The organism is Mesorhizobium sp. B2-4-18, from assembly GCF_006441385.1.
Lineage (GTDB): Bacteria > Pseudomonadota > Alphaproteobacteria > Rhizobiales > Rhizobiaceae > Mesorhizobium > Mesorhizobium australicum.
On sequence record NZ_VFUW01000003.1, the window covers coordinates 492,080 to 512,387 of the forward strand.

Annotated in this window: 20 protein-coding genes; 9 read left to right on the forward strand and 11 right to left on the reverse strand. The window is 63.7% G+C overall.

The annotated features are described in order from the left end of the window. Window positions 1-28 precede the first annotated feature (28 nt). On the reverse strand, window positions 29-499 hold the full coding sequence (locus FJ527_RS09585) for a GNAT family N-acetyltransferase (protein ID WP_140719689.1): 471 nt from the start codon (window positions 497-499) through the stop codon (window positions 29-31). Between the two features lie 154 nt (window positions 500-653). Between FJ527_RS09585 and leuD the strand changes: the two genes are divergently transcribed. Both leuD and FJ527_RS09595 read left to right on the forward strand, forming a co-directional pair. After that, window positions 654-1,259, forward strand: a complete 606-nt coding sequence (leuD, locus tag FJ527_RS09590; protein ID WP_140660424.1) for a 3-isopropylmalate dehydratase small subunit — start codon at window positions 654-656, stop codon at window positions 1,257-1,259. A gap of 51 nt (window positions 1,260-1,310) precedes the next feature. Continuing rightward, window positions 1,311-2,246 carry a hypothetical protein gene (locus FJ527_RS09595; protein WP_140660423.1) on the forward strand — a complete coding sequence of 312 codons (936 nt, stop codon included), beginning with the start codon at window positions 1,311-1,313 and terminating at the stop codon, window positions 2,244-2,246. Between the two features lie 616 nt (window positions 2,247-2,862). Here FJ527_RS09595 and FJ527_RS09605 read toward each other — a convergent pair. Then, window positions 2,863-6,222 (reverse strand): tetratricopeptide repeat protein, encoded by a 3,360-nt coding sequence (locus tag FJ527_RS09605; RefSeq protein ID WP_246677700.1) that lies wholly within the window; start codon window positions 6,220-6,222, stop codon window positions 2,863-2,865. A gap of 242 nt (window positions 6,223-6,464) precedes the next feature. On the opposite strand from FJ527_RS09605, the gene FJ527_RS09610 reads away from it, so the two are divergent. From FJ527_RS09610 to leuB, 3 genes are all read left to right on the forward strand, one after another. Next, entirely contained in the window at window positions 6,465-6,848 is a 384-nt protein-coding gene (locus FJ527_RS09610) for a RidA family protein (protein WP_140822870.1), read from the forward strand. Window positions 6,849-6,861: 13 nt separating this feature from the next. Continuing rightward, a complete protein-coding gene (locus FJ527_RS09615; protein ID WP_015314972.1) occupies window positions 6,862-7,212 on the forward strand; it encodes a VOC family protein in 351 nt (116 codons plus the stop codon). 184 nt (window positions 7,213-7,396) lie between these two features. Continuing rightward, window positions 7,397-8,500 (forward strand): 3-isopropylmalate dehydrogenase, encoded by a 1,104-nt coding sequence (gene leuB, locus FJ527_RS09620; protein WP_015314971.1) that lies wholly within the window; start codon window positions 7,397-7,399, stop codon window positions 8,498-8,500. On the opposite strand, the gene FJ527_RS09625 is transcribed toward leuB, so the two are convergent. The 4 genes from FJ527_RS09625 to FJ527_RS09640 all read right to left on the reverse strand — a co-directional run bounded on the left by FJ527_RS09625 (window position 8,501) and on the right by FJ527_RS09640 (window position 12,323). Continuing rightward, entirely contained in the window at window positions 8,501-8,950 is a 450-nt protein-coding gene (locus FJ527_RS09625) for a MarR family winged helix-turn-helix transcriptional regulator (RefSeq protein WP_140660420.1), read from the reverse strand. Beyond that, window positions 8,943-9,371 carry a polyketide cyclase gene (locus FJ527_RS09630; RefSeq protein WP_015314969.1) on the reverse strand — a complete coding sequence of 143 codons (429 nt, stop codon included), beginning with the start codon at window positions 9,369-9,371 and terminating at the stop codon, window positions 8,943-8,945. Before FJ527_RS09630 ends, FJ527_RS09625 begins: the two co-directional genes overlap by 8 nt. A 135-nt stretch (window positions 9,372-9,506) precedes the next feature. Beyond that, window positions 9,507-10,238 (reverse strand): DUF805 domain-containing protein, encoded by a 732-nt coding sequence (locus tag FJ527_RS09635; protein ID WP_140712219.1) that lies wholly within the window; start codon window positions 10,236-10,238, stop codon window positions 9,507-9,509. A gap of 216 nt (window positions 10,239-10,454) precedes the next feature. After that, on the reverse strand, window positions 10,455-12,323 hold the full coding sequence (locus tag FJ527_RS09640; protein ID WP_140822872.1) for a DEAD/DEAH box helicase: 1,869 nt from the start codon (window positions 12,321-12,323) through the stop codon (window positions 10,455-10,457). Between the two features lie 457 nt (window positions 12,324-12,780). Between FJ527_RS09640 and FJ527_RS09645 the strand changes: the two genes are divergently transcribed. After that, a complete protein-coding gene (locus FJ527_RS09645; protein WP_015314966.1) occupies window positions 12,781-13,815 on the forward strand; it encodes an aspartate-semialdehyde dehydrogenase in 1,035 nt (344 codons plus the stop codon). Between the two features lie 215 nt (window positions 13,816-14,030). On the opposite strand, the gene FJ527_RS09650 is transcribed toward FJ527_RS09645, so the two are convergent. Continuing rightward, window positions 14,031-14,438, reverse strand: a complete 408-nt coding sequence (locus tag FJ527_RS09650) for an ACT domain-containing protein (protein WP_140822874.1) — start codon at window positions 14,436-14,438, stop codon at window positions 14,031-14,033. Window positions 14,439-14,612: 174 nt separating this feature from the next. Here FJ527_RS09650 and FJ527_RS09655 point away from each other — a divergent pair, with 174 nt between their 5' ends. From FJ527_RS09655 to FJ527_RS09665, 3 genes are all read left to right on the forward strand, one after another. Further along, window positions 14,613-15,518, forward strand: coding sequence for a bestrophin family ion channel (locus FJ527_RS09655; protein ID WP_140822876.1), 906 nt, complete (start codon window positions 14,613-14,615; stop codon window positions 15,516-15,518). A gap of 104 nt (window positions 15,519-15,622) precedes the next feature. Next, window positions 15,623-16,033, forward strand: coding sequence for a DoxX family protein (locus FJ527_RS09660; protein WP_140618262.1), 411 nt, complete (start codon window positions 15,623-15,625; stop codon window positions 16,031-16,033). A gap of 180 nt (window positions 16,034-16,213) precedes the next feature. After that, window positions 16,214-16,477, forward strand: a complete 264-nt coding sequence (locus FJ527_RS09665) for a YMGG-like glycine zipper-containing protein (protein ID WP_015314961.1) — start codon at window positions 16,214-16,216, stop codon at window positions 16,475-16,477. 78 nt (window positions 16,478-16,555) lie between these two features. Here the strand turns inward: FJ527_RS09665 and rpsP are convergent, their stop codons facing one another. The 4 genes from rpsP to FJ527_RS09685 form a co-directional block, all read right to left on the reverse strand. Then, the gene (gene rpsP, locus FJ527_RS09670) at window positions 16,556-16,957 is read right to left on the reverse strand and encodes a 30S ribosomal protein S16 (RefSeq protein ID WP_023774471.1); all 402 of its coding nucleotides are present in this window, start codon (window positions 16,955-16,957) and stop codon (window positions 16,556-16,558) included. A gap of 48 nt (window positions 16,958-17,005) precedes the next feature. Next, window positions 17,006-17,332, reverse strand: coding sequence for a chorismate mutase (locus FJ527_RS09675; protein ID WP_015314959.1), 327 nt, complete (start codon window positions 17,330-17,332; stop codon window positions 17,006-17,008). Window positions 17,333-17,339: 7 nt separating this feature from the next. Continuing rightward, the gene (gene ffh / locus FJ527_RS09680) at window positions 17,340-18,935 is read right to left on the reverse strand and encodes a signal recognition particle protein (RefSeq protein ID WP_140822878.1); all 1,596 of its coding nucleotides are present in this window, start codon (window positions 18,933-18,935) and stop codon (window positions 17,340-17,342) included. Window positions 18,936-19,229: 294 nt separating this feature from the next. Then, a complete protein-coding gene (locus FJ527_RS09685) occupies window positions 19,230-20,186 on the reverse strand; it encodes a type II CAAX endopeptidase family protein (RefSeq protein ID WP_140822880.1) in 957 nt (318 codons plus the stop codon). Window positions 20,187-20,308 lie beyond the last annotated feature (122 nt).

The following is a 20,308-nucleotide window of genomic DNA, read 5'->3' on the forward strand; positions in this document are numbered from 1 at the left end:
TGACGATGGATGGATCACAGAGGAAAAGTCAGCGCTGGCGGGAGATCCAGAAGGCGTCGGGCATGCGCTTCATGCCGATGCGTTCATAGAATCCGACAGCGTCGGGCATGGAAATCAGGCTGATGGCGACCGACGGTCCGAGCTGCCGGGCCACCTCGTCCATCAGTCCCTTGCCGATGCCCAGGCCTTGCGCCTTGGCCGAGACGGCAAGATCGCTGATGTAGCAGACCCAGGAAAAGTCGGTCAGGCAGCGGGCAACGCCAATCAGCGGCCTGCCTCCCATGTCGAGACCGGCCATGTCGAGACCGGCCCTGTCGAGACGGGCCATGTCGAGACGGGCGGTCACGATCAGGCTGGCGCCCTCCAGCATCGCCTTCAGCCTTGCCTCGTCATCGACGGGCCGGACTTCGCCGAGACCGGATTCCACCAGCACGCGGCGGAATTCGGGAATGCCGAGCGCCAGTTCGCGCGCATAGAGAACGTGGGAGTTTTCCACCATTGGACCAGACTGCACCATCGGGCGGTGAATTCGAAGCTGTTTTGCACAGCGCCCTTGTGCCGGCGCGCACGAACAGTTGCCTTTTATTTGCCCGCGGCTTTGTGTAAACCGAGCCTCAGCAAATCCCCCCGCAACGAAAACACGGGCCAAAGCCATGGAAAAATTCACCAAGCTCACCGGCGTCGCCGCTCCCATGCCGATCGTCAATGTCGACACCGACATGATCATCCCGAAGGATTATCTCAAGACAATCAAGCGCACCGGGCTTGGCACCGGCCTCTTCGCCGAGATGCGCTACAAGGACGACGGTTCGGAAAATCCGGATTTCGTGCTCAACAAGCCCGCTTACCGCAAGGCGCAGATCCTGGTTGCCGGCGACAATTTCGGCTGCGGCTCAAGCAGGGAACACGCGCCATGGGCGCTGCTCGATTTCGGCATACGCTGCGTCATCTCGACCTCGTTCGCCGACATCTTCTACAACAACTGCTTCAAGAACGGCGTGCTGCCGATCACCGTCAGCCCCGAGGACCTGGAGAAGCTGATGGACGACGCATCGCGCGGCTCCAACGCCACCCTGTCGATCGATCTCGAAGCCAAGGAAATCCGTGGTCCGGACGGCGGCGTGGTCACCTTCGACCTCGACGACTTCAAGCGGCACTGCCTGCTCAATGGGCTCGACGATATCGGCCTGACCATGGAAAAGGCAGGCGCCATCGCCTCGTTCGAGAAGAAGAACGCCGAACTGCGCCCCTGGGCCTGAGCGGCCGCCAGGACCGGGCCCTTTCCGGGCCGGGTCGAGGGAGGGACAGTCGTGAGACATCAGCTTCTTGCCGGCGTTTGCGGGCTGGCCTTGTTGCTGGCGCCCGCCGCGAGCGGGCTCGCGCAGACCCAGATGCCCGCCGCGCAGAGGGCGCCGGCGGTGGAAAAGCCGGCCCCCGATCAGGATGCGGGAGCCAACGCCGCCGACGCCGCCGATGACGACAAACAGGCGCCGGTGCCGTTCGAAGGCGGCCACCTCACCATCACGCAGCCGGAGCAGGACGGCGAGAAGGTGCTTGCTTATGACGGTAAGCAGCTGGCCAGCAATTACGATCTCTTCTTCGACAAGATTGTGGAGGTTGGCGGCATCAAGGTGGCCCTGTTCGATGTTGGCGATGGCGGCAATCAATGCGGCCCGGCGACGGTGATCGTCTGGAAGCCGGAAGGCGGCGCCATCCAGAGCACCAAGGTCGAGCAGGACGAGTGCGGAGCGCCGCCCGCGGGAGTGTCCGACAACGCCATCTATTTCGTGCCCTATCTCCTGCCGGGGGACCAGAAGCCGGCCCTGCAGTGGTCGCCGACGGATGGGCTGACGATTTCGGGCAATCTCACCTACATGCCCGAACCCGGCACCGACTGGAAAGACATCGATCCGGAAAAGTACCAGAACATCATCGACGCCTTCCACAATGAGGCTGTCTACAAGGAAGCCGAAAAGCTGCTCGGCAAGGACATGCCCGATATGGCGACCAGCCTGCTGGTCGGCGGCGGCACGGAAAAGACCGCGTCCGGCGCTTTCTTCGCCAGCGGCTGCGTGCCGCATGATTGTGGCGGCAATGACGGCTTCATGGCCGTCGACCCGGCCAAGCACCAGCTCTATTTCGCCCGCCGCGGCGACAATGGCCAACCGAACGCCTGGCCGGCGCTGGCGACATGGCCGGCCGATGTGAAGGAAGCGCTGGACAAGGCGCTGGGGTCGGCGAACTAGCGCTGTCGCCAAGCGCGACGGTCTTCCGTCGCCATTTCCCGACGGAGGCTACGATGCAGAATCAGCGACAAGTGACAGCAGCCGGGCTGCTTCTCGGTGGCGGCTTGCTGACACCGACCCTCGCCCGGGCGGCTGCTCGGCTCAACCACTGGCGGGACGGTTCGCGGCGACATTGAGCGCGGGCGATATCGACGCCTTCTCCGAACTGTTCGCCGACACCTATGTGAATCATCAACAGAGCGCCGCGGCACCGCCGCCGGCCAATGTCAGTCCGAAACAGGCGACGGTCGCTTTCTTCAAGGCGCGGCTGACGGCAATGCCGGATCTCAAAGTCGTCACGGAAGTCGTGGTCGCCGACAAGGACCATGTGGCCGCGAGCTTCGTCTACAGCGGCACACAAGGTGTCTATTTCGGTGTCGCACCGACCGGCCGGACGCTGCACTTCACCTCCTGCGACATTTTTTCGGGTGGAAGACGGTCGCATCATCGGCATTGGGCATGGGTGATATCGCAGGCGTCCTGGCGCAACTGCGAGCCTGATTCATCACCGGCTCACCGTTGTGAGCCCGCCATCGGACCAGTCGGACCGACCTCCATGCAACTCCGACGGACAAGCTTATTTCGCTTCGAGGCTGAGCGCTTTCTTGCGGTCGGCCTCGGCGCGTTTGTGGTTTCCCTTGGCTTCCCATGCTTGGCTTCGCGCTTGATAAGCGGCAGCGAAATTCGGCTTCATCCTTATTGCTTGGTTCAGATCGGCAATGGCGCCATCATAGTTCGATTGGCGAACGCCGATCGCTCCTCGGCCGAAGTAACCGAAAACGTTATTGCGATCGAGGCTGAGCACAGTCTCGAAATCGGCAAGTGCTGCTGCGTCTTCTCGCCGGGCCATTCGGAACATGCCTCGACCGGCATAGCTCCTGGCGTTCGTTGGATCAAGACGGACGGCTTTGTCGTAATCCGCCACCGCTCCGTCATAATCCCCTTGATATTTGAGGTTGCGGCCGCGATCGCCATAGGTCTCGCCAATGTCGGGGTTGATCGCGATCGCAAGGCTGAAATCGGCAATGGCCTGAGCATAATCGCCCTTTATCTCCCAAAGGAAGGCGCGGGCCACATATGCGTCCCGGAATGCAGGGAACAGGAGGATTGCCTTGCCATACTGCGCGATGGCGCCGTCATAGTCATTTTCGTTATCCAGCACCCCTCCCTGCTCGAAAGCCACTCTGGCTGCAGGTGGAATAGTGTAGCCACGATCGGTCAAAGCCTTTAGATTCTTCGGCTCAGGCCCAACGGCACCCGATGCAGCAGCGTCTTTTGCCTTCGCGGCCAGAGCCGTAATGCGCTCGGTCACATAGCTGACATTGTAAGGATCGAATTTTATCGCCTGATCGAAATCGGCAATGGCGCCCTCATAGTCATTCATGTCGACTCGTGCCATGCCGCGCCCGAAGTAACTGGCTGCATTTTTCGGGTCGATCTTAATCGCCACTGAGTAGGCCGCGATCGCCCGCTCGGCGTCGCCCCTGGCGCTCCAAGCCGACGCGGAACAGACAAATGCGTCGCTCGCTTCCGGGTCAATCTTGGCGGCCTGGCTACAATCCGCCAAGGCTCCGTCGACATCGCCCGACATGGTCTTGGCGATGCCCCGGAAAATCCACGTCGACTCTAAGTTTGGGAGGAGATCGATCACCCGATCATAGTCGGCGATCGCTCGACTGTAGTTGCGTTTTGCGGCCCAGGCCTTGCCGCGACCGAAATAGGCGAACGGGCTATTGGGGTCGAGGGCGATCGCCTTCTCATATTGCCCGATGGCTTGCTCGTATTTTCCGGCACCCGAGAAAGTGTCGCCGTTCTGCACTGCGCTCAGGACGCCCGGGCGAGCCGCCTGAGCCAGCTCCGTTACCTTTGACGCGGGCAGCTTTTCGGTTGGCTTTGCTTTACCCTGGCTGAGTTGCCGGGCCAGGATTTCAACCCCGGCCGCGACGGAGGGTTTCGGCTGTTCCACCCTCGGTGGAGTCAACTGCATGCTTTCGCCGCTTGCAACCTGCTCGTCGCAAGCTCCTGCCCATTTCGGATCGAGTTCGACCGCGTGACGGCAATCCGCCGATGCTCCGGCCTTGTCCCCGTTCGTCGCCCTCGCTCGCCCTCGCGCCAGATAGGCTTCAGCATTGTCGGGATCGAGGCGGATCGCAGTGGCAAGATCGATGAGCGCGCTGTCGGCGCTATATTCCGCGAGACGCGCCTTGGCGCGCTCGATCAGGACTTTCGCAGCTGCCGGGTTCCTGGTCCCTCCCGCAGCCGACTCGGCTGGTTCGGCCGACGCATGGTCGTTGCAGGAACCCGTTCGCCTGGGGTCGAGATCAACGGCGCGCCGGCAGTCCTTGGCGGCGACGGCGTCGTTCCCTCGCGATGCCTCGGCGATCGAGCGGTTGTAGAAGGCGTCGGCATTGTAGGGGTCGCGTTCGATTGCAAAGTTGAACGAGTCTATCGCGTCATTGAGATTTCCACGCGCCTGTTGCTCCAGGCCCCGCTTGAGCGTCGAGGCCACGATCTCGGAATGATCCACCTTCTTGGGGTATGGCTGAAACGGCTCATACGTTGGAGGCTCGGCAGGCTTCGCCGCTTGCATCGCGGCTGGGTTGGAGGTGTCGGCGGTCTCGGGACCCTGATTGTCCTCCGTGTCTGGTGCCTGCAGTACGGGTTGCCCCTTCGCCCTGCGCTTGTCGAGCTGGACGCGAAGCCTTTCGTTGCGGTAGCCCACGTTGGCCGGATCGAGCGCGATTGCCTTATCCAGATCGGCGAGTGCCTTGTTGGGATCGCTCGTCTCCCAGACAAGCGCCCTCTCAAAATACGGTTTTGGATCGTCGGCACTGATGGAAATCGCTTTGTCGAGGTCGGCAAAAGCCTCCTTTGAATTGCCGATTCGAGCCATAGTCATCCCGCGCACGCGATAAGCCTCGGCGTTGGCCGGGTTGCGGCGGACGGCTTCATTCAGATCGGTGAGCGCGCGGGTATAATTCTTCTTTAAGCCCCAGCTCTTGGCGCGATTGAAGTAGAAAGCGGAACTTGTTGGATTGAGCCGGATAGCCTCGTCGAATGCAGCGATGGCGCGGGTATGGTCGCCCTTTTCCTGCCACCCCACTCCAATCGCATTTTGAGCAGAAGCGGGGTTTGAGCCGGGGCCGCCGTCGCGCGGGTCGCCGAGAGCTTTCACGATCAGGTGGCTGCAAGCGCGTCCTTTGCTCACGTCGACGCCAGCTATGTACTTGCAGTCGGCTTCAGCGCGCTTGCGCTCGCCCTTCGCGATCCACGAGCGGACGCGGTCTTGATAAGGCGCGACCGGGTCGGTACGGACGCTCTCCGCTTTGTCATAGTCGGCTTGGGACCGCGCCGCGTCGCCCTTGTCTTCCCATTGGACACCGCGCACGCCATAGGCGATCTCGTTGGCGGGGTCGATGTCGATCGCCTTGTCGCACTCGGCAATAGCGCGATCATGCTCGCCTCCTTTGCCGAGTGCCCTGGCGCGATAGGCGTAGAGGTTGGCGTCGTTCGGCGTGAGCGCGATCGCGCCCGTATAGTCCGCCACGGCTCGGTCGAAGTCCCCCTTGCTCTCCCAGGCAATGGCGCGGTTGGTAAAAGCGCGCACGTAAGTCGGATCGAGCGCTATCACCTCATTCATGTCAGCGATGACATGGTCGATATCATTCTTTTGCGTATAGGCAAGGCCACGCCAGAAATAGGCATTCACGCGCAGATCGGGTATCTCGCTGCTGTCCTCGGCGATGGGCGTGCAGGCGGCGATCTGCTGGTCGGCGCCAACCTTGCCGTCGCTGAAACAGGTGGCGTAATCCATGCCCGCGCCAAGCGCCGTAGAGCCAAGCCCGGCCTGGGCCGCCATCGCTGTCAAGACTACCACCGGCACGCGCGAAAACCGTACCACGAAGGCGCGAGCGAGCGCGACGGTGCGGCTTGACATAATGATTCCTCCCCCCGGAGTGACCGCGTCTGCTCTCGCGGATACATATATAGTTCTCTTTTTGTTCCTGAATGCAAGCAGAAATTGTGGCGGCGGTTGACTTTGCCGATTTCCCTTTGTGGCGTCCGGGCACAAGCTGGCCCGTCGGGACCATAGATTCTGCACCGCCGATCCATCTGCATTGGCCCATGGCAGGATCGGGTTTTCGCTCCAAAGTAGCTGCAACAATGCGAGGCTCCCCCATGCGCAAGCTCATCTCAACCGGCTCGCCGTTCGAAAAGGCCGCCGGCTATTCACGCGCCGTGGTGCAGGGCGACTGGTGCTTCGTGTCCGGGACGACCGGCTACGACTACGCCACCATGACGATGCCGGACAGTGTCGAGGCGCAGACGCGCAATTGCCTGGCGACGATCGGCAAGGCGTTGCAGGACGGCGGCTTCGAGATATCCGACGTGGTGCGCGCGCACTACTACATCACCGACCAGGCCTTCGTGGATGTCGTCTTCCCGATCCTTGGCGAGACATTCGGCGACATCAGGCCGGCGGCGACGATGATCGTCTGCCAGCTCAACAAGCCGGAAATGAAGATCGAGATCGAGGTGACGGCGCTGCGGCGTACCGTGTGAGGAGACTTCCGCCATGAAGGTCCGGCGTATCGTGGCCAATATCGAAACGCCGGACGTGGCCGCGGCGAACCGTTTCTACCATGACGTGCTTGGCCTCGACATCCTGATGGATCAGGGCTGGATCGTAACCTACGGTTCCGAGGACATGATGGAGCTGCAGGTCAGCTTCATGACGCAAGGCGGGTCCGGTACGCCGGTGCCGGATCTGTCGATCGAGGTGGACGATGTCGATGCGGCATTCGAAGCCATGAAGGGCGCCGGCTTCGCCGTCGAATACGGACCCGCCGATGAACCCTGGGGCGTGCGGCGCTTCTATGTGCGCGATCCGCTGGGCCGGCTGGTCAACATTCTCTCGCACCGGTGAGCGCATCTTCCGTGGCCACTAACTTGGACATGCCGGCGGGACAGCGGCGACAGGTCCTTCGTCCTCCCCTTGCGCTGCAACCGCTTGGCGTTTAGCAAGGCCGCGTCGCACAGCGCCGCGAGCCTCTTTGGCGCGCGAAGGACGCCGTGCAAACCGAAACGCATTCTTTCTAGGACGGCTCACCATGGCAACGAAGCATCTTTTCCTGCTCCCCGGCGACGGCATCGGCCCCGAGGCGATGGCCGAGGTCAAGAAGCTGATCTCGGCCATGAACGCAAAGCTCGGCAGTGGCTTCGTCACCGACGAGGGCCTGGTTGGCGGCTGCGCCTTCGATGCGCACGGTGCGGCGATTTCCGATGCCGACATGGAAAAGGCGATGGCTGCGGACGCGGTGCTGTTCGGCGCCGTCGGCGGACCGAAATGGGATGCCGTGCCTTACGAGGTGCGCCCCGAAGCCGGCCTGCTGCGCCTGCGCAAGGACATGGAGCTGTTCGCCAATCTCAGGCCCGCCATCTGCTATCCGGCGCTGGCCGCATCGTCCTCGCTGAAGCAGGAAGTCGTCGAAGGCCTCGACATCCTCATCGTGCGTGAGCTGACCGGCGGCGTCTATTTCGGCGAGCCCAAGCAGATCATCGATCTCGGCAACGGCCAGAAGCGCGGCATCGACACCCAGGTCTACGACACGTTCGAGATCGAGCGCATTTCGGGCGTCGCTTTCGAGCTCGCGCGGACCCGCAAGAACCATGTCACCTCGATGGAAAAGCGCAACGTCATGAAGTCGGGCGTGCTGTGGAACGAGGTCGTCACCCAGACCCACAAGGCACGCTATTCCGACGTCAAGCTCGACCACATGCTGGCCGATGCCGGCGGCATGCAGCTGGTGCGCTGGCCAAAGCAGTTCGACGTCATCGTCACCGACAATCTGTTCGGCGACATGCTGTCCGACATCGCCGCCATGCTGACCGGCTCGATCGGCATGCTGCCGTCGGCCTCGCTCGGCGCGCCTGACGCCAAGACCAAGAAGCGCAAGGCGCTGTACGAGCCGGTGCACGGTTCGGCACCCGACATTGCCGGCAAGGGCATCGCCAACCCGATCGCCATGATCGCCTCCTTCGCCATGTGCCTGCGCTATTCCTTCGGCATGGTCGACGAAGCCGACAAGCTTGAAGGCGCTATCGCCGCCGTGCTCGACCAGGGCCTGCGCACCAAGGATATTTTCTCACCCGGCATGACCGAGGTCGGCACGGTCGAAATGGGCGACGCGATCATCGCCAAGTTCCTGGGATAATCAGCGGATCTCGCCGGCAAGCTGCCGCAGCAGACCGACGAGCCGCGCCTCGTCCACCGGCTCGAAAAACGCTGAGTCGGCGGCCTCGACGGCGACGATCGCTTGCTGGGCGGCCGCCGCCCCGGCGGCGGTGACGCGGATCACCTTGGCCCGGGAGTCCCGGGAATCGGCTTCGCGTGCGATCAAACCCTTGGCCTCCAGCCGGGCGACGACGTCAGAGGTCATCTTCACCTCCGTGCCGGCCTGGGCGGCGAGCTGCACCTGGTTGGGCGGTTCGCCATTGCGGCCAAGCCACATCGCCGAGGCGAGCAGCACGAACTGGACATGCGTCAGGTCGAGCGGCGCCAGCGCCGCCGTCATGAGGCGCTGCCAGCGCATGGTGGTTCGCCAGAGCAGCAAGCCGGGGCTCTCCGATGGCCCGCCCTTGAAGCGCGTGTCGAGTTCAGCCATGGTTCGCCAACGCCTCCGCCTGCTCGAACAACTTGGCCATCGACACGTCGAAATCGCCACTGATCTGGGGCCCGAGTTCCGGGCCGACCTCGGCGGCCGAAGGACCTGAGATATCGAGCCGGTGCGTCACCTGCGTGCCGCCTTCGACAGGCACCAGAGTGTGCCGGAACAGCAGCTTGGTGTCGCCGAACGAAGTTTCATCGGCATAGGTCACGTTTTCGACGAGATCGACGATGGTCGATTCGAACGTGTCCTGACCGACCGGCGTCACCGAGACGCGGGTGCCCTTGGCGAATGGCCCATGCAGCACGAAGGTATCGGAGCCTTCATAAGTCAGGCGGCCTTCATGCAAGGCCTTGAGCGCGTTCCAGATGGCTTGCGCAGGAAGGGGGGAAGTCGCGGTGTATTCATTGGTCCACATCGTCTTGCTCCATTCACCTATTTAATCTGCACACAGACTATCTGTGCGCGGATTAAATAGCAAGCGGAATCTTCGTCTGTGACGAAGATCGGCTGAACCGTCGTTTTTGGAGTGACTTTTCTCGGGAACTGACCGCTAAACCCTGACTCCAGCAGGCACCGGTCCCCACTGGTTTTCACGCGCCTGGGTCGGGATCAGCGCGAAGACCAGGATGATCAGGCTGCCGATGCTGGGGATCAGGATCACCAGATAGAGCCAGCCCGACAGGCCGATATCGTGCAGCCGGCGCACGGTCATGCCGAGGCCGGGCAGGAGCGTCGCCAAGAGGAAGGTGCCGCAGAGGCCGACCGTCACCGCCGCCGAGACATCTGTGTCGAAATTGCCCATTTCGATATCGGTGAAGATGCCGATGCCGCCGACGATCAGCAGGCAGACCACCCAAAACAGGCAATAGCCCCAATATTCCTTGCGGCGGGCGCGGCCGGCGAAGTTGAAGTAGTTCTGCGTCAGTCCACGCCAGAAATAGCCCCAGAGATCACTGGGTTCGGCGGTTGCGCTCTCGCTGGATCGGCCGAAATGCTGCGCCTGCGGTGCGCGGGCTGTGGATGCGGTGCCGGCTTGGGCCGGTGCCGCATCTATGCCTGCGCCAACCGTCGAGTTCACGGCCGGGCCTGCGGTGGTTTGGCCAGCGATCGAAAAGACGTCGCGCGCCTGGCCGCCGCCCGGCTGGAACTCGACCGCCGTCCCGTTGGGCATGGCGGTTTGCCGGCGCAGGTTCTCGCGGGTGAAAGTGTAGCTGCTGCCGTCGGCTCCGGTGATGAAGCCGAAGCCCTGGTCCTCGTCATAGTGAAGCACTTCACCGCGCATCCGCCCGCCTCCTTGTAGCCCGTTCCCTGCCAAGATGTGGCACAGGGCCAAGCCCATGGGCAAGCCGCCCATAGCTATGACAGCCAAGCGTTCCGATGCCTGCCGCGCGTCCCTGGCCGGGCACATCGCCAGACAGCACCGGCCGACACTGGCGTCGGCAAGCTGGGCGGCGATCATCCGGGCCGGCCTGAAGCAGAGCGCGGCCAGTCTGGATTCCTACGAAGGCCGCTTCTTCGTCTTCTTGTTTTTTGGCGGACCGGCGTTGTCGAATTTCGGCTTGCCCGGCTTCTTCGCCCACGGCTTTGCCTCATGCGTGGTGGCCGGACGCTGGTCGACTGAAGCCGGTGCGCGCTTCTCGAATTTGCGCTTCGGCGCGTTCGGGTCGAACGGCGCCTTGCCGCGATGCGGCTTCTTGTCCGGGCTCGGCGGCTGATAGCCGGCCCGCGACAGGTCCGGCGTGCCGTCCAGCCGCTTGACCACGATGTTGCCCTGCAATTTGCGGTCGGGACCGATCGCGGCGAGAAAGCGCTCCGTCCAGTCGGCGGCGATCTGCACGAAGGTCTCTTCCGGCTGCATCTTGATGGCGCCGATCTCGCGCTTGGAAATGCTGCCGGCACGGCACAGCATCGGGATCAGCCAGCGCGGCTCGGCATTCTGGCGGCGCCCCACCGACAGCGAGAACCAGACGCTGGCGCCGAAATCGTCGCGGCGGCTCGGTGCCTCGTCGCGAGGGCTGAATTTTTCGCCCGCCGCTCTTTCACGCGATGGCGTGAAAGGCGCGACGTCCATGAGATCCTCGGGCGCCGAGCGGCTGGCGCGGCATTGGCGCACGAAGGCGGCCGCCACCTGTTCGGCGCCGTGCCGGCTAAGAAGCGCATCGATGAACTCGCGCTCGTCATCCTTGACCGGTTCGTCGAAAGCCGGGTCGGCAAGAATGCGCTCGTCGTCGCGCCGCATCACGTCGTCGGCCGAGGGCGGGCTCGCCCAGGTCGCCGTCAGCTTGGCGCTTTGCAGCAGCCGCTCGGTGCGCCTGCGGGCGCTGTTAGGCACGATCAGCGCGCTGACGCCCTTGCGCCCGGCACGTCCCGTGCGGCCGCTTCGGTGCAGCAGCGTTTCGGGATTGGTCGGCAGGTCGGCGTGGATCACCAGCTCGAGATTGGGCAGGTCGATGCCGCGCGCCGCGACGTCGGTGGCGATGCAGACTTTCGCGCGGCCGTCGCGCATCGCCTGCAGCGCGTGGCTGCGTTCGTTCTGGCTGAGTTCACCCGAGAGCGCCACGACGGAAAAATTGCGGTTGTTGAAGCGTGCGGTCAGATGGTTGACGGCGGCGCGCGTGTTGCAGAACACCAGCGCGTTCTTGGCCTCATAGAAGCGCAGCACGTTGATGATGGCGTTCTCGCGGTCGGCCTGGGCTACATTCAGCGCCCGATACTCGATGTCGAGATGCTGCTTTTCCTCGCCGGCGGCCGAGATGCGCACGGCATCGCGCTGATAGCCCTGTGCGAGCGTGGCGATGGAGCGCGGCACGGTGGCCGAGAACATCAGCGTCCGGCGCTCGGCCGGTGCGGCATCGAGGATGAATTCGAGGTCCTCGCGAAAGCCGAGGTCGAGCATCTCGTCGGCCTCGTCGAGAACCACGGCCTTCAGCGTCGACATGTCGAGCGAATGCCGCGTGATGTGGTCGCGCAGCCGGCCGGGCGTGCCGACGACGATGTGGGCGCCGCGCTCCAGCGCGCGCCGTTCGGTGCGCATATCCATGCCGCCGACGCAGGACGCCACCGTGGCGCCGGTCGGCTCATAGAGCCATTCGAGCTCGCGCGTCACCTGCAGCGCCAGTTCGCGTGTCGGCGCCACCGCCAACGCCAGCGGCGCCGCTGCCGGGCCGAAACGTTCCGCGCCGTCGAGCAGCGTCGGCGCCATGGCAAGGCCGAAGGCGACGGTCTTGCCCGAGCCGGTCTGCGCCGACACCAGCGCGTCGGCCTGGCCGAGCTCCAGCACCGCCTTCTGCACCGGTGTCAGGTCGGAATAACCGCGTTTTTCCAGCGCTTGTGCCAGCGCGGGAACAATACCATCGAAGTTGGACATCTCGTTCTTTCGGAATTCAGGGTTCTGCGCTCATCATGGAGCACATGCCGGGGGCTGGCGGCGCCAGCCAAACAATCTTGGCCGTTCGTACTTCCTGCCGCCCTTCTTGTACAGGGTGCCATGAAGGCTATGCGGCGTGCCGCCAATTGACTCCTGCCGCAAACCGCGTAAAAGCCCGCTTCGAACGGGATCGTTTTTCGATGCGCGGCCTTTTGATGGCTCTTCTTGCATTCGATGCCCCGAGCCTCAATGCGAACCATTGGGCCGGGCGCGTCGCTGCGTCGCCTCGTTCCGGCAAAACCCCATTCTTGGCCAGGAAAACCACCAAAACCACCACCAAAACGGTGTGATTCCCTTGGCCTAACCACCCTCTCCCGGGTCCGGCCCGGGGGACGGAACCCGCACTTGGCCGGCGGGTTTTCTCCAAAAACCAAGCGGAGAGGGACAGGAGATTTTTATGAGTTTCAAGGTTGCGATAGTCGGCGCCACGGGCAATGTGGGCCGGGAAATGCTCAACATCCTGGAAGAGCGCGGCTTTCCAGTGAGCGAAGTCGTGGCGCTCGCCTCGCGGCGCAGCATGGGCACGGAAGTGTCGTTCGGCGACCGCACGCTGAAGGTCAGGCCGCTCGACCAATATGATTTTTCCGACACTGACATCTGCATCATGTCGGCCGGCGGCAATGTCTCCAAGGAATGGTCGCCGAAGATCGGCAAGCAGGGCTGCGTCGTCATCGATAATTCGTCGGCCTTCCGTTACGACCAGGACGTGCCGCTGATCGTGCCCGAGGTTAACCCGGACGCGATCTCGCTGTTCACACGCAAGAACATCATCGCCAACCCGAATTGCTCGACGGCGCAGCTCGTCGTGGCGCTGAAGCCGCTGCATGATTTCGCCACCATCAAGCGCGTCGTCGTCGCCACCTACCAGTCGGTATCCGGCGCCGGCAAGGAAGGCATGGACGAGCTGTTCACGCAGACGCGCGCGGTGTTCGTCGCCGACAGCGTCGACGTCAAGAAGTTCACCAAGCGCATCGCCTTCAACGTCATCCCGCATATCGACGTCTTCCTCGATGACGGTTTTACCAAGGAAGAATGGAAGATGGTCGCCGAGACCAAGAAGATGCTCGATCCCAAGATCAAGCTGACGGCGACCTGCGTGCGCGTGCCGGTGTTCATCGGCCATTCGGAAGCGGTCAACATCGAGTTCGAGAAGCCGATCACCGCCGATGAGGCGCGGGAGATTCTCCGGGACGCCCCGGGCTGCCAGGTCTTGGACAAGCGCGAGGATGGCGGCTACATCACGCCGCTGGAATCGGCCGGCGAGGACGCCACCTTCATCTCGCGCATCCGCGAGGATTCGACCATCGACAACGGCCTGTCGATGTGGATCGTCTCCGACAATCTGCGCAAGGGCGCGGCGCTGAACGCCGTGCAGATCGCCGAGCTCCTGGTCGAGCGCGGCCTTATCCAGCCGAAGAAGAAGGCGGCATAATCTTCGCTCACGGGCCGTATCGCCGCTGCCGCGGCTGGCCCTCCGCGAGGGCGCCGGACGACCGGCGGCCCGCTGTCGCGGGCCCGGCCTCCGGCCGTTAGCCCTCTTCTCCCCGTCACTATACGGGGAGAAGGTCCCGGCAGGGGGATGAGGGGCGGCGCTGGCCTGTCCATTTTGGCGCTGCGACTCATGAGATTAGCCGCTTTGCGCCGATTTCAACTCGCACTATCCACACTCAGTTCGCGCAGCATCGCCATCGCCTCCTCCGCCCGCCCAGCCGGCACGAACAGATGGTCGTGGTAAAAACCCGAGACCGGATTGACGCCCATGCCGGCGGCGGCGAGGCGCGCGGTGATGGCGGCGAGGAAGCCGACGGCTTCCAGCGATGAGTGGACGTTCAGCGTGATCATCCGGCAGCGGAACGAGGCGGTCAGTTCCGTGCTCCGGGCGGCTTCCTCCGTCACGATCAGCGTCGTGCCTTCGCGCTCCCGAAACGCCATGACCGGTTCGAGGCCCTCGGGCTGTGGAACGCCAGGCGCCAGGGTGGCGAAGACATAGATGCCATCGCGCAGTTCCGGCGTCATCGACGCCAACAGAGTGCTCAGCTCGGTCTCGCCCGTCATTTTTTTTCTCGCCTGCATCGGGACGGCAGCAGCTTCTCAATATCCGCAAACAGCACACACCGGTAGTCGACACACGGACGACATGGCAATGTCGTCGGCGGCCGGGCTTGCATGACGGCCGCATCGCACAATACAGGAGCTGAGGGCCGGCGCCGGTCCGTGAAAGGCTCCCGAATGATCGTTCGTCCGCGCCCCACCTTCCTGCAGCTGTTCTTCATCATGCGCGGTTCGGTGGTGCCACGCATCCTGCCGCAGATTTTCGGCTTCGCGATCTATTCGGCGGTCATCCTCGTCGTGGCGCGCCGGTTCCAGCTCGATCTCGGGGTCTTCAACATCACGCCTTTCGGACTGGTGGGCGTGACCTTGTCGATCTATCTGTCGTTTCGCAACAACGCCGCCTATGATCGCTGGTGGGAGGCGCGCAAACTGTGGGGCGCGCTGGTCTTCGAAATCCGCAATCTGGCCCGCGCCACGACAAGCCTCATTCCCGATCGGGCCGAGCAGCGCGCCCTGCTGATGGAAGCGCTGGCCTTCTGTCATTTTCTGCGCGGCCAGTTGCGCAAGATCGACAGCGTCAAGGAGGTCCATGCCTTCATCGAGGCTGAAGCCGGGACGGCCGCTAGTTTCGCCAATCCAGCGGACGAGATGGTCAGGCGCATGGGCCGCCGTGCCAATGCGCGGCGCCGGGCTGGCGACCTCGACACGATCGGCTTCCGCATTCTGGATGAGAGGCTGGCGTCAATCACCGCCATCCAGGCCGGCTGCGAACGGATCGCCGGCACGCCCTTGCCCTTCGCCTACACGCTGCTGGTGCACCGCACGGCCTATATCGTGTGCCTGCTGCTGCCGATCGGCCTGATCTCGACCACCGGCTGGGCGACGCCATTGTTCACGGCGCTGATCGCCTACACCTTCTTCGGCCTCGACGCGCTTTCGGAAGAGCTCGAGGACCCGTTTGGCACCGAAGCCAACGACCTCGCGCTCGACGGCCTGTGCCGGGTCTGCGAAATCTCGGTGTTCGAAGCCTTGGGCGAGACGCCGCCAAAGATGCTGTCGGCCAAAAAGTTCTATCTTTCGTAACGCCGCACCGTCAAGAATCCGAACATTTGTCGGATCGACGCCTCATGGAACGTCCTTGGTTCGACCCCACCGAAAAAGGGGCTGACCATCAGGAGGGACACCCAATGAGCATTTCTCAAACCGCGCCCGTCTCGGCTGGCGCCCTGTGGACCGGCCGCGCGCTCAGCGGCCTCATCGTCCTGTTCATGATCTTCGACGGCGCCATCAAGCTGCCGCCGCTCGACGTGGTCACCCAGACGATGGTGCCGCTTGGGTGGCCAGCCGATCCCAACGTCGCGCGCATGCTGGGCGTCATCGGCCTGGTCTCGACCGCGCTCTACGCGCTGCCGCGCACCTCCGTGCTCGGCGCCCTCCTGCTCACCGCCTATATGGGCGGCGCCATCGCCACCAATGCGCGCATCGGCAATCCGCTGTTCTCGCACATGCTGTTCGGCGTCTATCTCGGCATCATCCTATGGGGCGGCCTCTATCTGCGCGACCCCAGGGTTCGTGCGCTGATCCCGTTCAGCCGATAGCCCGTTCCGAGCCAAGAACAGCGTCGACTTCACCTGCACGCCACCGGGTGGAAACACCGCCGACGCGATTTGTCTGGGCGAGCGGCGTCGCGATCTTCGTTCTCTTCGGGATCAAATTAGCCGTCTGAGAGTTAAGCACTTGGCGGCGAGACGGCGATCCGCGTGTGAGAGGAACGACAAATGAAGAAAATACTGACCATTCTGGTGCTGACGACGGCACTGGGTGCATGTTCGCAAACGGAAAAAGGGGCTGCCGTGGGCGGCCTGGGCGGTGCTGCGGTTGGCGCGGCCGTGGCCGGAGATCCGGTGCAGGGCGCTGTTGTCGGCGGTGCGGTCGGCGCCGTGGCCGGCGCGCTGATCGGCCATGCCAGCGAAAGCGGCCAATGCCGGTACCGCGATCGCCATGGTCGGGTCTATGTCGATCGCTGCCCAAGCGGTTATTGATCGGCCTCAGTCCAACATGAAGAGCAAAACGGCGGGCTTTGGACCCGCCGTTTTGTTCCCGCAAGGAATAGGACGCGATTACTCGGCGGTAGCGGCTTCCGCTTCGGCCGGTGCGGCAGCGGCCGAGGCGACGGCGGCAGCGGCGTCTTCCTGGGCCTTCTTCAGCAGGGCGGCGCGTTCCTGCGCCTTCTTGCCGGGCTCGGCCTTCTTCGGGTTGGAGCGGGCTTCGCGCTTGGCAAGGCCGGCCTCATCGAGGAAGCGCAGCACGCGGTCGGTCGGCTGGGCGCCGTGCGACAGCCAATGCTTGACGCGGTCGGCGTCGACCTTGATGCGCTCGCCGTCCTTCGGCAGCAGCGGGTTCCACGAGCCGAGCGACTCGATGAACCGGCCGTCGCGAGGCGAACGGGCGTCGGCGACGACGACGTGGTAGTAAGGACGCTTCTTCGAGCCCGCACGGGCCAGTCTGATCTTCAGTGCCATTTCTTTTCTCCTAAAAGCTCTGATTTCGTTTGATAAGTCAGGGTTTTTTCAACCCGTTTTCGTCACGCCGTTGGCAGCGGCGATCTGTTCGTGGTGCCGGATCACTTCGCGGACGACGAAGTTGAGGAATTTCTCCGCGAAATCCGGGTCGAGATGCGCGTCATGCGCCAGCTGGCGCAGGCGGGCGATCTGCTGCTGCTCGCGCGCCGGGTCGGCCGGCGGCAGGCCATGCTCGGCCTTCAGCACGCCAACCGCCTTGGTGCAGCGGAAGCGCTCGGCGAGCATGTGGATGAGGGCCGCGTCGATGTTGTCGATCGAGGCGCGGTAGCCGGCCAGGATGGTGCGGGCGTCGGCCATGTCCTTTTCTTCGTTCATAGCGTCCTCACTTTTTCTTGCCGAGACCGGGCAGGCCGCCACCGCCGCCAAGGCCGGGAAGCTTCATGCCGCCGGGCAGGCCGGGCAAGCCGCCGCCGGGAAGACCGCCGGACAGGCCCTTCATGCCGCCGAGGCCGGCGGCCTGCGCCTGCTTCTGCAAGGCTTCGAGCTGCTTGGGGTCCATCTTCGACAGATCGGGCATGCCGCCCATGCCGCCGGGCATCATGCCGCCCCCCAAACCACCAAGGCCCATCTTGGAGGCAAGGCCACCCATCATGCCGCGCATCAGGCCGCCGCCTTTGCCCTTGCCGCCCATCGCCTTCATCATGTCGGCCATGCCGCGATGCATCTTCAGGAGCTTGTTGATCTCGGCGGCATCGGTGCCGGAGCCGGCGGCGATGCGCTTCTTGCGCGAGTGCTTTAGAATGTCGGGATTGGCGCGCTCGGCCTTGGTCATCGAGGAGATGATCGCGAGCTGGCGGCCGAACATCTTGTCGTCGAGGCCGGCGGCGGCCATCTGGTCCTTCATCTTGCCCATGCCGGGCATCATGCCCATGATGCCGCCCATGCCGCCCATCTTCGACATCTGCTGAAGCTGCTGGGCGAGGTCGTTCAGGTCGAACTTGCCCGACTGCATCTTCTTGGCCATCGCCGCCGCCTGCTCGGCATCGATGTTCTCGGCGGCTTTTTCGACGAGCGAGACGATGTCGCCCATGCCCAGGATGCGGTCGGCGATCCGCTTGGGGTGGAATTCCTCCAGCCCGTCCATCTTTTCGCCGGTGCCGATCAGCTTGATCGGCTTGCCGGTGACGGCGCGCATCGACAGCGCGGCACCGCCACGGCCGTCGCCGTCCATGCGGGTCAGGACCAGGCCGGTGATACCGACGCGCTCGTCGAAGCTTTTCGCCAGGTTGACGGCGTCCTGGCCGGTCAGCGAATCGGCGACCAGCAGGATCTCGTGCGGGCTCGACACCTTCTTGATGTCGGCCATCTCGACCATCAGCGGCTCGTCGATATGGGTGCGGCCGGCGGTGTCGAGGATGACGACGTCATGGCCGCCGAGCTTGGCCGCCTGCACGGCGCGCTTGGCGATATCGACCGGGTTCTGGCCTGCGATAACAGGCAGCGTCGCCACCTTGACCTGCTCGCCGAGCTGGCGCAGCTGCTCCTGCGCGGCCGGACGCCGCGTGTCGAGCGAGGCCATCAGGACCTTCTTGTTCTGCCGCTCGGTCAGCCGCTTGGCGATCTTGGCCGACGTGGTGGTCTTGCCGGAGCCCTGCAGGCCGACCATCATGATGACGACCGGGGCCGGTGCGTTGAGGTCGATGGCGACACCCTCGGCGCCGAGCATGTCGACCAGCTCGTCATGGACGATCTTGACGACCATCTGCCCCGGCTTGATCGACTTCAGCACCGCGGCGCCGACGGCCTTCTCGCGCACCTTGTCGGTGAAGGATCGCACCACTTCCAACGCCACGTCGGCCTCGAGCAGCGCACGGCGCACCTCGCGCAGCGCTGCCGAGACATCAGCCTCCGACAGCGCGCCGCGGCCGGTCAGGCCGTTCAGGATGGAGCCAAGACGCTCCTGCAGCGATTCAAACATTCGTTTTCCTTTTCCCTGGCACCGGATGGTGCCCGAGAGGTAATGCGTTCGCGCCCAGTCTCCAAGCAAAAGCCAGTCCAAGCAAAAGCCCAAAACCAAAAAGCACCCGGGGGCGCACAGCGCTGCCGGGTGTTGGCCTCCAGGATCTGTTTACAGCACTCGGCCTCAAAGAGGTTTCGGCATCCTGGTCGGCTTGCTCGGAGGGATACTCGTCGCGGAATTGGTGGGCTGTAGACAGGAATTTGGCGCGAGAGTCAAGGCAAGGCCGGTGTTGCGATGTTTTCCGGGCAGCGATCAGGCAGCACCCACGGCGTTTGGAACCTCGGCCGTGACCTTCAGCGGCGAGCGCGGATGCAGCAGCAAGACAATCGTCAGCAGGCTGCAGGCAATACCGATGAGCGCAATGAGGATCGCATCCGATATCATCCAGCCCGGCCCTTCGAGCGGCTTTGCAGTGAACAAGGCGAAGGAATTGTAGCTCTCCTGATGCGAGATCAGCAGGAAGCCGGTGAGGTTGTTGCCAAGATGGGCGCCAAGTGCCGCGCCGAGATTGCCGGTGGCGTAGACCACGAGGCTCAGAAGCAGCGCGAAGGCAGCGATCGACACCAGCACGCTGGCGTTGATGGCGGCCGACGAACCGCCGCTCCAGTGCAGCGAGGTGAACAGCAGGCCGGGCAGCAGCGCCCAGACGCACGGGCTTCTGAACCGATTGGCCAGGCCACGCAGCAGATAGCCGCGAAACAGCACCTCCTCCGACGAAGTCTGCAGCAAGGTGAGCGTGGCGATTGGGATCGCGAACAGCAGCCATGACGACAGGCTGATCGTGCCGCGCGCAATGCCGGGCTCCAGCAGATAGAGCAGGATTTCGGACAAGGCCGACGTGATCAGCACCGCGATCAGCCCCTTGAGGAAGTCCGGTCGCGCTACGCGGCGGCCGGCGCCAAGCAGCGCCGACAGCGGCTCGCCATGCACCCAGCGCATCACGATCCACAGGCCGATCCAGATCCCCGCGAAAGAGGCGAGCGCGCAGAGGATGCCAATGGGCGAGGCGAGAAAGCCTTCAATGCCGTATGGCGAAGCCGCCGCCCCCTGCCAGGTGAGGTAAACATGGGTGCCACCGAACAGCACGGCCGCGGTGGTGGCGCCCCAGAACAGGACGACGATCAGCGTTCCCAGCAACAGGCGCGGCAAGGTCGTCCTGGCGTTCGGCGTGTTGCGATAGCGCTCGAAGGCAGTGTCGTCGATCGTCACGCTTGTCCTCGATCCCAATCCATCGCTGCTTAATCCAGCTGATGGCTTCGGGAACCGGATCGATTTCAGCAGGAATACGCGCACTCCGATTGCCACGGAACGCAGGCGCGGGCCAGCCTGCC